The sequence below is a fragment of the Collinsella aerofaciens genome, assembly GCF_015548375.1.
GTDB classification, from domain to species: Bacteria; Actinomycetota; Coriobacteriia; order Coriobacteriales; family Coriobacteriaceae; genus Collinsella; species Collinsella aerofaciens_AB.
In genome coordinates, this window is sequence record NZ_JADMWW010000002.1 from 59,580 (window position 1) to 74,164 (window position 14,585).

The 14,585-nt window shown below is 62.7% G+C and carries 9 protein-coding genes; 3 read left to right on the plus strand and 6 right to left on the minus strand.

The features are described 5' to 3' along the window. Positions 1 to 28: 28 nt before the first annotated feature. The 5 genes from xdh to I1969_RS01555 form a co-directional block, all read right to left on the minus strand. On the minus strand, positions 29 to 2,806 hold the full coding sequence (gene xdh / locus I1969_RS01535) for a selenium-dependent xanthine dehydrogenase (RefSeq protein WP_195232287.1): 2,778 nt from the start codon (positions 2,804 to 2,806) through the stop codon (positions 29 to 31). Positions 2,807 to 2,818: 12 nt separating this feature from the next. Further along, positions 2,819 to 3,298, minus strand: a complete 480-nt coding sequence (locus I1969_RS01540; RefSeq protein ID WP_055285180.1) for a 4Fe-4S binding protein — start codon at positions 3,296 to 3,298, stop codon at positions 2,819 to 2,821. A gap of 11 nt (positions 3,299 to 3,309) precedes the next feature. Beyond that, positions 3,310 to 6,309 (minus strand): putative selenate reductase subunit YgfK, encoded by a 3,000-nt coding sequence (ygfK, locus tag I1969_RS01545; protein ID WP_195232289.1) that lies wholly within the window; start codon positions 6,307 to 6,309, stop codon positions 3,310 to 3,312. Positions 6,310 to 6,457: 148 nt separating this feature from the next. Further along, a complete protein-coding gene (gene ssnA, locus I1969_RS01550; protein WP_195232291.1) occupies positions 6,458 to 7,813 on the minus strand; it encodes a putative aminohydrolase SsnA in 1,356 nt (451 codons plus the stop codon). 195 nt (positions 7,814 to 8,008) lie between these two features. Next, entirely contained in the window at positions 8,009 to 9,403 is a 1,395-nt protein-coding gene (locus tag I1969_RS01555; RefSeq protein WP_006235052.1) for a uracil-xanthine permease family protein, read from the minus strand. 352 nt (positions 9,404 to 9,755) lie between these two features. Between I1969_RS01555 and I1969_RS01560 the strand changes: the two genes are divergently transcribed. Next, positions 9,756 to 10,412 (plus strand): helix-turn-helix transcriptional regulator, encoded by a 657-nt coding sequence (locus I1969_RS01560; protein WP_271748017.1) that lies wholly within the window; start codon positions 9,756 to 9,758, stop codon positions 10,410 to 10,412. Positions 10,413 to 10,535: 123 nt separating this feature from the next. Here I1969_RS01560 and I1969_RS01565 read toward each other — a convergent pair whose 3' ends face one another. Then, the gene (locus tag I1969_RS01565) at positions 10,536 to 10,913 is read right to left on the minus strand and encodes a RidA family protein (protein ID WP_195232293.1); all 378 of its coding nucleotides are present in this window, start codon (positions 10,911 to 10,913) and stop codon (positions 10,536 to 10,538) included. Between the two features lie 300 nt (positions 10,914 to 11,213). On the opposite strand from I1969_RS01565, the gene I1969_RS01570 reads away from it, so the two are divergent. Both I1969_RS01570 and I1969_RS01575 read left to right on the plus strand, forming a co-directional pair. Then, positions 11,214 to 13,706, plus strand: a complete 2,493-nt coding sequence (locus I1969_RS01570; protein WP_195232295.1) for a U32 family peptidase — start codon at positions 11,214 to 11,216, stop codon at positions 13,704 to 13,706. 15 nt (positions 13,707 to 13,721) lie between these two features. Further along, positions 13,722 to 14,381, plus strand: coding sequence for an RluA family pseudouridine synthase (locus I1969_RS01575; protein ID WP_271748018.1), 660 nt, complete (start codon positions 13,722 to 13,724; stop codon positions 14,379 to 14,381). Positions 14,382 to 14,585: the final 204 nt, after the last annotated feature.

A 14,585-nucleotide genomic window follows, 5' to 3' on the forward strand; every position in this document is an offset into this window, starting at 1 on the left:
AGTCAGCAATGGCTGTCCGCGCTCTACTCTACCCGCGGTGACGAGCGCGGCTGTACGGCGTATCCACCATGGGCAGATCCGGACGCAGCTTGCCGTCGAATGCGTGGTAGGCGTTCTGCACGGCGGGCGCCGTGGGGATCGTTGCGATCTCGCCGATGCCCTTACCGCCGTATGCCACGGGCAACAGCTCGTCCTTCTCCACGTAAATGGCGTGGATATCCGGAATCTCGGGCGCACGGAACAGCCCGAGCGTGCCGTACCTTGCCTGGGGTACGCAGTCCTTGAGCGGCCAGTCCTCGGTAAGCGCATAGCCCATACCCATGAGCACGCCGCCTTCGATCTGACCCTGGATGGAGATGGGGTTGACCACCTTGCCGGAATCGTGCGCGGCATAGACCTCGCTCACGCGGCCGTCATCATCCAAAATGACCACATGCGTGGCAAAGCCGTAGCAGATGTGGCTCTTGGGGTTGGGAACATCCGCACCCAGCTTGTCGGTCGGCTCCAGGTACACGTAGCCAAACTCGCATCCCTCGAGTGCCTTGATGGCGGCCGCGGGATCCTGAGGATGCATACCCTGGCCGGCGACGAGTTCCTGTGTACGCAGCTGATAGGCGTGACCGTCGTCGTACTCGATCTTGACGCCGTCGCCATGCGCACTCACGGGAGCATCGGGCGCGGGCTTGCCGGCCTCGATGTCAAGCATGGCATCGCGCAGCAGGAAGGCGGCGCCGCGCACGGCCTCGCCGGTCACGACCGTCTGACGCGAACCAGACGTGGTGCCGGAGTCGGGAGCGTTCTCGGTGGAGCACTCGCCGTTGGCGATGCAGCTCAGCGGCAGGCCGCATGCCTCGGCAACGTCCTGCAAAAAGACGGTGTTGCAGCCCTGGCCGATGTCGGACGTGGCGGCATAGACCACGGCCACGCCGTTCTCGATGCGGATCTTGCAGCGGCCGGCATCGGGCAGGCCCACGCCCACGCCGGCGTTCTTCATGGCGCAGGCGATACCGGCGTGTCCGGGATGCGCATAGTAGGCATCCTTGACCTCGAGCAGCGTCTCCTTCAGCGCCGTGGAGCAATCGGCGATCTGGCCGTTGGGCAAAACCTCACCCGGCTCGATGGCATTACGGTAACGAATCTCCCACGGATCCAGGCCGACCTTCTCTGCCAGCAGGTCGATCAGGCTCTCGAGCGCAAACTCGGACTGGCAAACGCCAAAGCCGCGGTACGCGCCGGCGGGCGGGTTGTTGGTGTAGTAGCCAAAACCGCGAATGTCGGTGTTCTGGTACTTGTAGGGGCCGACGGCATGCGTGCAGGCGCGCTCGAGCACCGGGCCGCACAGCGACGCGTAGGCGCCGGTGTCAAAGTTGATCTCGCAGTCCAGACCGGTAAAGTTGCCCTCGGCGTCGCAGCCCAGCGTAAAGGTGCCGTCCATGGCGTGGCGCTTGGGATGGAACGCGAGCGACTCGGCACGTGTGAGCTTGCACTTCACAGGACGCTGGAGCTTATAGGCAGCAAGCGCGGCCAGGTGCTGGATCGAAACGTCCTCCTTGCCGCCAAAACCGCCGCCCACAAGCATGGTCTCGACAACCACACGCTCGGGCTCGTTGTCCCAGCCAAACATGTGGGCGCACTCTTTGCGCGTATCGTAGGCACCCTGGTCGGTCGACTGCACCTTGACGCCGTTCTTGTACGGGAAGGCGACGGCGCACTCGGGCTCCAAGAAGGCATGCTCGGTAAAGGGCGTGGTAAAGCGCTGCGTCACGGTGAACGCGCTCTCCGCTAGCGCCTTGGCGGCGTCGCCGCGCGTCACGTGACGGCTCTGGCACACGTTGTCCTTGAGTTCCACCGTGTTGCCAAAGGCAAAGAAACTGTCATGCAGGCGCGGGGCGTCGGCAGCCCTAGCCTCGACAATGTTGCGCACGGGCTCCAGCGGCTCGTAATCAATCTTTACGAGCTTCTTAGCCTTCTCGAGCGTCGCCTCGTCCTCGGCAACCACCAGCACGATGGCGTCACCCACGCAGCGGGTGATATCGCCCTGGGCGATCATGACATCCCAGTCCTGGATAAGGTGGCCGACCTGGTTGACCGGCACGTCCTCGGCGCGCAGGATGCCCACCACACCGGGCAGGGCCTCGGCCTTGGAGGTATCAATGGAGAGCACGCGGGCGCGCGGATACTTGGAGCGCACGGCGCTAGCATAGGTCAGGCCCGGCTGATCGAGCTCGTCGATGTCGTCGGGATACTTGCCCTCGCCGAGCACCTTCTTGCGCACGTCGATGCGGAAGGCGCGCTTGCCCACACCGTAGTCGTCGCCGCGCTCCAGGTCCTCGTCGATCTGCTTTTCGCCGCGGAGCACCGCAGCTGCCAGCGAAATGCCCTCGATGATCTTCTTGTAGCCGGTGCAGCGGCAGACGTTACCGCGAATGGCGTACTTGATCTGCTCCTCGGTGGGCTCGGGGTCCTCAGCAATGAGCGCCGCGCCCGCCATGACCATGCCGGGGATGCAAAAACCGCACTGCACGGCGCCCACGGCACCAAAGGCGTACACAAAGGCCTCGCGCACGTCCTCGGGCAGGCCCTCGACGGTCACGATGTTGCGACCGGCGGCAAGAGCGGTGGTCAGTACGCACGCCTTGACGGCCGCACCGTCCACATGGATGGTGCAGGTGCCGCAAGCGCCTTCGGAGCAGCCATCCTTGGCGGAATGGATATGCAGGTCGTCGCGCAGGTAGCGCAGCAGCGGTTTATTCTCCGTCGTCGTGCGCTCGACGCCGTTAACGGTAAAAGTGAATTCCTGTGCCATGGTGATTCCCTTCTACACGCCGGCGGCGATGCCGGTGCGGTCGTGGATGGCGCCATGCGGGCAGACGACGGCGCACATGCCGCACGACAGGCAGTCCACGCCGTCGATATGGGCGCAGTTGTCCTCGATGCGGATAGCGCCGGCAGGGCACTTTTTAGCGCACATGCCGCAACCGATGCAGCTCGTGTCGCAGATCTTGCGAGCGATGGCGCCCTTATCGGTGTTGTTGCAGCGCACCAGAATGTTCTGGTAGCCGGGAACGAAGGCAATCACGCGCTGCGGGCACGCCATGCCGCACAGGCCACAGCCCGTGCACTTGGAGCGATCCACGCGGGCGATGCCATCGACCAGCGCAATGGCGCCGTAGGGGCAGGCCGTGACGCAGGCGCCACAGCCAATGCAGCCTTCGCTGCAGCGGGCGTCGCCGCCTGCGGAAGCGCAACCACTTCCGCAGGCAACGTAGGCCACGTTATGTTGAATGGATTTGGCCATAAGAGACTCGCCTATTTCTTAAGAAGGTACGAATAGTTGTCGCGCACGGCCCTGATGGTCAGGCGGACGGCCTCGGGAAGACCGGTGTTGACGGCATCGACCGAGACGGTGCGGACCGTGCCGGCGACGCGAACCTTAAAGTGGTCCTCGTCCACGGCCAGGAAGCCCTCGTTCTCGGAGTTCTCCATGTCCTGCTCGCTCCAGAACAGGGTGAGCTTGTCCTTGTAGGGACGACCCTCCTGGTAGGGGCAGAACACGGCGCAGTTACCGCATTCGTTGCACATGCCGTCGACATGGACGACCTGATGCTTGGCCAGGCCCGGCACCTTAATTGCCACGTTGGCGCGGTTGGGGCACACATCGCAGCAGACCTCGCACACCAAGCCGCAGCCCAGGCAGCGGGTCTTGGTGCAGTTGCGCTTGTCGCGGCACAGCGACCCCTTGCGCTCGTAGCAGGTGTCCTCGCGGCCGGCCTGCTCGTTGCAGTCGGCGTACTTGTTAAAGTCCACGCCGGCGATGGCGCGGGCGACCTCGGCGGCGTCGGCGATAGCCTCGACCACGGTGGCCGGACCGCGACGGCAGTCACCGGCAGCCCAAACGCCCTCGACGCCGGTGGAGGTGGCGGCAAGGCGGCCGCGACGGTCGTGCTCGACGCCCGCGGCGTCGTACAGGCTGGCATCGATGCCCTCGCCCACGGCGCAGATCACCGTGGTGGCGGGAAGCTCGACGGTCTCGCCCGTGGCGACGGGGCTGCGGCGGCCGCTTGCATCCGGCTCGCCAAGCCCCATAACGTCGCAGGTCAGCACGGCGCCGTTGAGTGCCTTGGGCGCCAGCAGCTCGCAGAACTCAACGCCGTCGGCAAGAGCAAGATCAAGCTCTTCCTCGTCGGCGGGCATCTGCTTCTTGGTGCGACGATACACCAGACGCACGTTCTTCACACCAGCCAGGCGCTTGGCCACGCGAGCCGCATCCATAGCGGTGTTACCGGCGCCAATGACTACGACATCCTCGCCCAGCTCGAGCTTCTCGCCCTTCTTGGCGGCCTCGAGGAACTCCAGCACGTCGAGCTCGGCACCCTCGCCCAAGCCCGCAGAGCCGGGCATCCAGGCACCGGTGGCCACGACCACGTTGGTAAAGCCCTGGGCCTTGAGCTCTTCAATGGAATCCACGCGAGCATTGAGCTGTACCTTGGCGCCAAAGGCCAAGCAGAGCTCGGCATCGTGAGAGATATCGTCACTGGCGATACGGAACTCGGGGATCACGTGACGGACCACGCCGCCGAGCGAATCGCGGGCCTCGAAGATGGTGACGGGCACGCCGGCACGCGTCAGGAAGAACGCCGTCGCCAGGCCGGCCGGGCCGCCGCCGATAACGGCAACGTTGCGCTCGCCGTCGTTGGCGATGGCCTGGGCGCGCAGCTTGGGCAGCACGGCCGTCATGGCCTCGCGGGCGGCCTTGAGCTTGCTGGCGCGGATCTGGGCGCCCTCGGGCTCGTAGAACGCACGCTCGCAGGCACGGCCGCAGGGATGCGGGCAGATGGTACCGGTGATGAACGGCAGGGCGTTGCGCTCGATGATGATGTTGAGTGCGTCCTCGTAGCGGCCCTCGTCAACAGCCGCCAGATAGGCGGGAATATCCTGCTGGATGGGGCAGCTCGTGCGGCACGGCGTGGTAAAGCAGTCGGAAAGCGGGCTCTTGCCGGCGACCTTGCGGTCGGGCAGCGGGCGCAGCGGCTTCTTGTAGAGCGGGTTGGTGAGCGAGTCGGTCTGGATCGCAGTCACGGCCTCGAGAGAGACGCCCGCGAACGGCTTGCCATCCAGGTCGGTAAACTCGCCAGCCATCTGGCTAAAGCGCTCGTAGCCACCAGGCTTGAGTACGTCGGTCGCCAGGGTGACGGGCCAAATGCCGGCATCGTACAGGGCGCGGATGTTGTAGACCGTAGCACCGCCAGAGTAGCTAATGCGCAGCTTGCCATCGAACTGCTCGGTAATGCGACGGGCGGCCTCGATGGTCAGCGAGAACAGCGAACGGCCGGACATGTACATCTCGGTGGAGGGCAGCTCGTTCCTCGTCACGTCGACGGGGAACGTGTTGGTCAGCTTGACGCCAAACTCCAGGCCGCGCTCGGCACACAGGGCAATCAGACGCTCAAACATGGGCACAGCGTCGACCCACTGCAGATCCTCGCGGAAGTGCGTGTCATCGAAGACGATGTAGTCGAAGCCCAGCTCGTTGAGGCGCTGGCGAGCAAACTCATAGCCCAGCAGCGTGGGGTTGCACTTGATGTAGGTGTTGAGACCCTTCTCGGTAATCAGATAGGTCGCGATGCGCTCGATCTCCGCCGGCGGGCAGCCATGCAGCGTGGACTCGGTAATGGAGTTGGAGACGCGCGCCGGGATGGACTCGACAAACGCGGCATCGACATTCTCAAACTTGTCCAGGTTAGCGAGCGCCCACGTGCGGCACTCGTTCCAAACCTCGGAGCCGCTGGCGTCCTTCATGCCCTCAATGTACGCATCGACCTTGGGGCTCTTGATGCCCTCGAGGTCATAACCCACGGACATGTTGAAGACAAAACCATCCGGGCTGCCCAGGCCGTACTCGCGAGCGATCAGGTGGCAGGCAAACCATGCCTTCACGTACTCGGCAAAGGCCTGCGGAACCTCGAGCTCGGTCGACCACTCGCAGTTGTAGCACTCGTCCTGCGCCACGATGCAGGGCTTGTTCACACACTTGGAGAGCTCCTCGCCGTCCATAACCTGAACGGTCTTGAGCTCAAAGAAGCGGGAACCGGCCACGTAGGATGCCACGATGTTCTGGGCCAGCTGCGTATTGGGACCGGCGGCCGGGCCAAACGGAGTCTCGATGCGCTCGTCAAAAATGGGAAGCGCGCCCTCCTGGTTGGTCGTGACCATCTTGCGCACGCCAAAGACGGCGCCCTGAGTCTTGTGCTCCTCGATGATCCAGTTCATCAGCTGCGAAAACGGGATCGGCCTCATGATGTCGCTCATAATGAGCTCCTCTCTGTAACGCCCGGCGAGACCGCGCGACGGGCGCAAATACGGTGTAGCGCTAGCACAGCGCCGGCGACCCCGCGGAGGCCGCCTATACGCGCGTCGAACGCGGCGAAACATCCGACGCGCGTGAATCTACTTGTAATTAGTAGGTGCGTTCGTTGAGCGTGCTCCAGAGCTTCTTGGACTCAGCCATGGTCCACGCGTTGATCTTGTCCTCATCAATGCCAACGAACTCGCGATCCTTGTACAGGACGCGGCCGTTGATGATGGTGGTGCGGCAGTTTTTGCCCATCATGCCAAAGAGCATGTGGCCGTCGATGTTCTCCTCGCTCAGCGGCGTAAAGGGCTTGTAGTCCATGACGATGACGTCGGCGGCAGCGCCGGCCTCGAGCACACCGAGCTTGCGATCGAAGTACTTGCTGGCCATCTTGGCGTTGTTCTCGAACAGCATCGTCATTGCCTCGCACCAGCCCACGTTGGGCATAGCGGCGTTGTGACGCTGAATGATCAGGAAGACCTTGAGGCTCTCGAGCATATCGTGGGTGTAGGCATCGGTGCCCATGCACACGGGGATGCCGCGGCGGAAGAACTCGAGCACGGGGGCGCAGCCTACGGCGTTGCCCATATTGGATTCTGGGTTGTTGACGAGCCAGGTGCCGGACTCCTTGACGATATCCATCTCGGCAGGCGTCACGTGGATGCAGTGGCCGAGCATGGTGTCGGGACCCAGCAGGTTGTGCTGCAGCAGGCGCTCGACGGGGCTGATACCACCGCGGTTGAGGCGGGAATCCCACACGTCGTTCATGCCCTCGCACACATGGATGTGGAAGCCGGTCAGGCCGTTGTTGGCCTCGGCCATCTTATCCATGGTCTCGTCCGAAAGTGTAAAGGTGGCATGTCCGCCAAACATGGCAGCGATCATGTGGTTGTCGTTGTCGCGACGCTCCTTGGCGGCCCACTGGGCAAATTCGGCGTTCTCGGCAATGGCCTGGTCGCATTTTTCCTGGCCGCGGCGATCGGAGACCTCGTAGCACAGGCACGAACGCATGCCCAGCTCCTGAGCTGCATCCTTAATGGTAAAGAGGCTTCCCGGGATCTCGCAGAAGCTCGCGTGGTGATCGAAGATCGTGGTAACGCCATCGCGGATGGAATCCAGAATCGTGGCATAGGCGCTGGCCTTGGTGCCGTCGAGCGTCAGGTTGTCGTCGATCTTCCACCACTGCTGCTCAAGATTCTCCAGGAAGTTGGTGGGGTTGCAGCCCTTAATGGCGAGGCCGCGGGCTAGACCCGAGTAGATGTGGGTGTGGCAGTTGATGAGTCCGGGCATGATGAGGTTGCCCCGGGCATCGACGTACTCGGCATCCGGGTACTTGGCCTTGAGCTCGCACTCGGGACCTACTTCGACGATCGTATCTCCGTCAATGGCGACCGCACCGTTTGGAATGAACGGGGCCTGAGCATTGCGGGTAAAGACGGAACCGTTAGCGACCAGAAGCATAAATGCTCCCTTCAACATCAGGGGCGGGGTTTGACACCTCTGACATGGCGGAGTGCGAAGCGCCGGCCTACACCGGAAACGGGCCCTCTCCCGTCAACGCTTCACCAAAGGGACAAACCCTTTGAAGTGCGGCTTGGCACCGCATGACGTCGGCGGACGAGGCGATGCGCCCGCCGACGAATAGCACCGAATTGGTTACTTCTTGCTCTCGGGCAAGACCAGATCCACGGCAGCGTCCTTGGCAGCATCGATGTGCTGAGCCACGACCGGCGTCTGCGGAAGGATCAGGTTAAGGACAATGGCCATGATGGCGGTGGGGGTTACGGCATTGGAGCCGATGACGGTGGGCACCCAGGTGGGCATACCCTCACCGGCAAGGCAACCGCTGGCCATCCAGATACCCAGGCCAAAGACGACGGAGGTACCGACGATGGTGGTGGTGCGCTGCGTGAGGCCCTCGCGGGTGAACATGCGCACGCCGTTCATGGTGATGGTGCCAAAGACGCCGACGGTCGCGCCGCCGATGACGGGCTGCGGGATAGCGGAAAGGACGGCAGAGAGCTGCGGGAACAGGCCGGCGATGGCAAAGACGGCCGCGATGATCACAAAGACCCACTTGTTGACGACCTTGTTGGAGCAGATGATGCCCACGTTCTGGCCAAGGGCGCTGGTGGGAAGACCGCCCAGCAGGCCGCCGACCATAGAGGTGAGGCCCTGGGACACGATAGCGCCGGAGAGCTCGCGCTCGGTGGGCATACGGTCGATGGAGCCCAGGCAGGCGGCAGAGACGTCGCCGATAACCTGGATGGCAACCATGGGGAACACGACGGCAAGGGTAATGCAGACCTCGGGATCAAACTCGAGCGCATAGGGCATGAGCTTGGGAAGGGCGAAGACCTGGGCGGTGGCGACGCTGGAGAAGTCGATCATGCCAAAGGGGATGGAGACGATCATACCAACGATCATGCCAAAGAACACGGATCCCAGCTTGAGCGTGCCCTTGCCAAAGTTGGCGAGCGCAAAGACCACGGCGAAGGTGATAAGAGCGACGCACCAGGCCTGCGGGGTGCCCCACAGCGGCGTACCCATACCGCCGGCCATATACTTGACAGCCGTGGGATAGAGAGAGACGCCAATGGAGAAGATGACCGTACCGGTCACGACAGGCGGGAACAGCCACTTGATCTTGCTGTAGGCCAGACCAAAGAGGACCGCGACGGCGCCGCCGACGATCTCGCCACCCAGCAGCGCACCAAAGCTAAAGCCCGAGGCACCCATGGCCTGCAGGGCCGGCAGAAACGCGAACGAAACGCCCATGACGATGGGCAGGCCGCCGCCGATGCGACGGAAGGGAGCGAAGGCCTGAAGGGCCGTGTCGATCGCCGAAAGAATGAGCGCGACCTGGATGATGTCGGTGCTCTGCTGGCTATTAAAGCCGTAGACGCCGGCCATGATGACCGCCGGGGTAATGATGCCGGCAAACGATGCCAGTACGTGCTGAAGGGCACACGGGATCATTTCCTTAACGGGAGGCATACCTTCGCGAGTGAACAGGGCTTCAGTGCCGTTCGTAACCGTCTCCTGGGTCATTTGACCACCAATCCTCGAAGTAGTTGTTTTCGCATCTAACGCTCTATTGTGACGCAGTGCGGGGTTGAGGTTGTGCCTTCATTGCATATCGTATTAAAGATGATTCTCATTCTCAATAATAATTTTTTGTTATCAGACTATTCTTCAGCTGAAATAACGCATTTCCGCAGGTCAGGAAAGTATCTGGTCAAAATAACATCTAACTTTTCTTTTGGTCGACCGTTTACCGCCAAATTCCTACCGTTCGTCTGTATTACGCAATGTACCTGCGAATATGCGAGATGGTGGGCAGCGTGTTACCATGAGAAAAAATTGTTATGAACATTTCCGTTTTCACCCAAAGGAGTTGCCCGTGAACGAGACCGTACGCCGCTTTTTGCCGATGGTCGATTTTCTGGAGCAGATACTCGGCAAAAACAGCGAAATCGTGCTGCACGATTTCTCGGATCCCGACCACGCCATCGTCGATATTCGCAACGGCATCGTGAGCGGCCGCAAGGTCGGCGGTCCCGCCACCGATCTGGCACTCAAGATCATGCACGACGCCAAGTATCGCGACCTGCCGTTTATTACGGGCTACGAGGGGCGCGGTGCCGGCGGCAAGACGTTGGAGTCGGCGACGTACTTTATCCGCGAGGATGACGAGATCGTCGGTATGCTCTGCGTCAACACCGACCTCTCGACCGTACGCTCCATCAACGCCATGGCGCAGCAGCTCATGGCGTGCTTCGACGCAGCGCCGACGCGCACGGAGCCCGCCCCTATCGAGGTCGAAAGCCTTTCGGAGTCCACCCAGGAGCTCATCGACCGCAGCATTGCCGAGTTGCTGAGCGCGCGCGGGCTGGATGTAGCGTCGCTTGGTCAGAACGACCGCGTGGACGTCATTCGCCACCTCAACGGCAACGGGGTGTTCATGCTCAAGGGCGCCGTGGCCTGCGCTGCCACCGCGTTGGGCATCTCGGAGCCCAGCGTGTACCGCTACCTGCAAAAAGTCCGCAAGGAGGGCTAACGAGCAAAATGGAGCGCGGGCAGTCTTTTTGGCTCCACAAGCGATCCGCCACTTGACAAAAGACCCTGCAGTTCACACGCTGCAGGGTCTTTTTGCATGCCATGTTTAGTTGTGGTCAACGCCTTAGAGAGCGGCGACGACCTCGATCTCGACCAGACCGCCGGCCGGAAGGGCGGCAACCTGGAAAGCGCTGCGCGCGGGGAACGGAGCCTCGAACTTGGAGGCGTAGATCTCGTTCACGGCAGCGAAGTCGGCAATGTCGGCCAGGTAGACCGTGGTCTTGACGACATCGGCAAACGTAGCGCCGGCGGCAGTCAGCAGGGCCTCGACGTTAGCAAGGGACTGCTTGGCCTGGGCCTCGACGCCCTCGGGCATCTTGCCAGTTGTGGGGTCGATGCCCAGCTGGCCGGACAGGAACACCATGTTGCCGGTCTGGATACCGGGGGAATACGGTCCGATGGCTGCGGGTGCGTTATCGGAAGACACGACGGTCTTGCTCATGTTTTTCTCCTTACGATCAGATAGAGAGCGTGAGCGCGGCGTTCGCACCGGGAGGCACAATTCGGTCTGAACACCGCGCTTGATTTGGGATAGTACTCAAGGTTTCTGTTTGATGCAAGAATATTATCAGCTGGAGAGAATATTTTATCGCCCAACGGCGCCCGTTGGCAGCTGAACGGTTCTCCACGGGGTCAGCCAGCCTAAGCTGCTGAAGACTTTATCCCGCTTGGAGCACGGGCATCGCCTGCCGCAACGGCACCACTATACTTTTGAATATCTGAGCATTTTGAAAGGCAGGATATGACCGCAACCGCCAGTCGAACCACCAACCGCAGACCCGAGCTTTTGGCGCCCGCCGGAGGGCCCGAGCCCTTTGCCGCCGCGCTCGCTGCCGGGGCAGACGCCATCTACTGCGGCATGGGCAGCTTCAACGCCCGCCGCAAGGCAACCAACTTTACCGACGAGGCCTTTGAGCAAGCCTGCCGCGCCGCGCATCTAGCCGGGTCGCGCGTCTACGTCACGGTAAACATCGTCATCAAGCAGTCTGAGATGGGCGATGCGCTGCAACTCATCCATCGCTGCTCCACGCTGGGCGCCGACGCCTTCATTATCCAGGACTGGGGTCTGTTCTTTGAGGTCAAGCGCACCATGCCCGGCATCGAGACACACATCTCGACCCAGGCGAACATCCACGACGACCGCGGAACCCTTTGGTGCCGTGAGCAGGGCGCCGACCGCGTGACTCTCTCGCGCGAGCTCTCCATCGACGAGATCGCCGCCATTCACAACGCCGCGCCCGATGTGGACCTTGAGGTCTTTAGCCACGGTGCCATCTGCTTTTGCTACTCGGGTCTGTGCCTGCTGTCGAGCTTTGCCATGGCTGGCCGCTCGGCCAACCGCGGCATGTGCGCCCAGCCCTGCCGCCTACCCTACAAGCTAATTGACGAGAACGGCCGCTCGCTCTCCCCTGCCGGACGCGAGCGCGCGCTGTGCCCGCGCGACACCAACACTTCGCAGCTTGTTCGCCGTCTGTATGACGCCGGCGCCGCATCGCTCAAGCTCGAGGGCCGCATGAAGGCCCCCGATTACGTGTATTCCATCGTCGACGTGTATCGTCATCAGATTGATGACATGCTGGCCGATGTTTCGACCTCTAAGGATGAGGATGCGGCCCGCCAGCGACAGCTCAAGCGCTGCTTTAACCGCGACTTTACGCACGCCTACCAAGACGGTACCTCGGGTGACGAGATGATGAGCTACGAGCGCTCCAACAACCGCGGCCAGATCGTGGGCACGGTGCTGGGCAGCCGCCCGGCCAACCGCGATGTGCGCGGCCTCAAGCCCGACGACCGCCGTCGGCGCGCCGCCATCGCCCGCATTGAGTTGTTTGAGCCCGTGGGCAAGGGCGACCTGCTGGAGCTTCGTCACGACAATGAGTTTGACCAGTTCCTGACCACCATTGCCGCCGATGATGCCGCCGCCGGTGACATCATCGAGTGCCGCGTGCCTCGCAGCATGCCCGAGGGCTGCCGCGTGCGCGTGATTCGAAGCCAGCGCGCCATTGACGCTGCCGGCGCCGCGCTCAAGCGCGATGTGCTGCGCCGCCGCGCCGTTGATGTAACCGTTGTGGCGCGTTTGGGCGAACCGTTTGCCGTCACGCTTACTTGCTGCGACGCCCCTTCGCTTACGGCCACGGCCACGGGCTTTACCGTCGAGGCCGCCAAGACCCGCGCGGTCGAGGCGTCCGATCTGGTAGAGCATGTGGGCCGCATGGGGTCCTCGCCCTTTGAGTCCGCGAGCTTTGATGTGGCGCTCGATAAGGGCTGCGGCATGGGCTTCTCCGCTGTGCACAAGGTGCGCGCCGCCGCCTGCAAGGCGCTGGAGGAGGCCATTCTGGCACCGTATGACGAGCGTGCCCGCACGCTCGAGCTGCCGGTGCTCGACAAATGTACGCGGCCCATGCCCGAGCACTACCGCGACGAGCCGCAGATCTGCGCCACCGTCACCTCGCTCGAGGCCGCCGAGGCAGCGCGAGCGGAGGGTGCAACGCGCATCTACATGACCACCGACGCGCTCGATGCGGCCGAGCTCTCCCCCGCCGATGCGTTTGAGCAGGGCATCGTGCCCGTGCTCGACGAGGTCTGCCGTGCCGTTGACCACGAGCGCGTCGACCCGTGGGTTGTTGCCGGCGCCACGGTCGCTATTGGCAACATCTCTGAGCTTGCCCTGGCCGCCCAGGTTGGCGCCACGGCCGAGATTCGCTCTTGCCTGCCGGTGCACAACACGCCCTGCATGGAGGCGCTTGCCGAGCGCGGGGCCGGTGCGTTTTGGCTCTCGCCCGAGATCACGCTCGACGAGATTGTCTCGTTCGGCGCCGCCGCGCCCGCGACTCTGGGCATCACCGTCTTTGGCCGCCCACGCGTCATGACAAGCGAGCATTGCATTCTGCAGGTTGCCAACGGCTGCATCCACGATTGCGCCAACTGCCGCCTGCGTGCCCGCAAGCTCTCGCTCAAGAATATCGACGGCAAGGTCATGCCCGTACGCACCGACATCCATGGCCGCTCTCGCTTGTACGATGCTTACCCCATCGACCTCACGCCGCAGGTACCGCAGTTGCTCGACGCCGGCGTCCGTCGTCTTATGGTCGACGGAACCTTGCTCGAGGCCGATGAGATTGGCCGTGCCGTCGCTCGCGTCCGTCGCGCCGTCGAGGCGGCTCAAGCCGGCCGCAAGCCCGCCGCCCGCCTGCGCGGCGCCACCTCGGGCTGCATGTTTGTGGGAATTAGCTAATCGAAAGGCTTACACGTGAACGAAGAACCTCAAGTCCTCTACTGCGACGCCTGGCTCATGGCTATCGATAAGCCTGCCGGCATGATCGTCCACGGTGACGGCACCGGCGAGCGCACACTTACCGACTACGCCAGCGACCTGCTGCTGGCGATGGGCGACGGCTTTGCCGCGACCGACATGCAACCGCTCAACCGCTTGGACCGCGACACCACCGGCGTGGTGTTGTTCTCGCTCGACAAGCGGACGCAGCCCGCTTTTGACCAGATGGTCATCGACCACGCATTCGAAAAGCACTATCTGGCGCTCGCCGAGGGCAAGATCGACTGGAACGAAAAGCTCATCGACAAGCCCATCGCCCGCGACCGCCACGACAGCCGCAAGATGCGCGTCGGCGCCAGCGGCAAGCCGTCTCAGACGCGCGTGAAGGTGCTCAAGCGCCTTAAGAGCCGCCGAGGCCTGCCCACGCGCTCGTATATCGATGTCGAGCTGCTCACCGGCCGCAAGCACCAAATCCGTGTGCACCTGGCAAACGAGCATCATCCCCTGGTTGGCGACGACCTATACGGAACGCCGCGCCCCTGCGGCCTGATGCTCCACGCCCACAGCGTGTCCTTCACGCATCCCGTAACCGGCGAGCACATCCACATCGAAGCCCCCTGCCCCTGGGAGCCCTAAACCACCACAATGGGGACAGGCACCTTTGTGGTGGTTTTGCCGCAATGGCCCAGCCACGGTCCCAAAACGTCTCGATCTGTAACAGTTAGAACCCATTTTCCGGCCTATCTGTTACAAATCGAGACATTCGAATCCCCCTCAAGGGAAAATCTCAATCTGTAACAATAACTCGGCAAAATCGGCCCAAGATGTTACAGATTGAGA

Coding starts and splice junctions, on each gene's coding strand:
- I1969_RS01540 (WP_055285180.1), bottom strand. CDS start 3,298: ATGGCCAAATCCATTCAACATAACGTGGCCTACGTTGCCTGCGGAAGT.
- I1969_RS01565 (WP_195232293.1), bottom strand. CDS start 10,913: ATGAGCAAGACCGTCGTGTCTTCCGATAACGCACCCGCAGCCATCGGA.
- I1969_RS01555 (WP_006235052.1), bottom strand. CDS start 9,403: ATGACCCAGGAGACGGTTACGAACGGCACTGAAGCCCTGTTCACTCGC.
- ssnA (WP_195232291.1), bottom strand. CDS start 7,813: ATGCTTCTGGTCGCTAACGGTTCCGTCTTTACCCGCAATGCTCAGGCC.
- xdh (WP_195232287.1), bottom strand. CDS start 2,806: ATGGCACAGGAATTCACTTTTACCGTTAACGGCGTCGAGCGCACGACG.
- ygfK (WP_195232289.1), bottom strand. CDS start 6,309: ATGAGCGACATCATGAGGCCGATCCCGTTTTCGCAGCTGATGAACTGG.
- I1969_RS01570 (WP_195232295.1), top strand. CDS start 11,214: ATGACCGCAACCGCCAGTCGAACCACCAACCGCAGACCCGAGCTTTTG.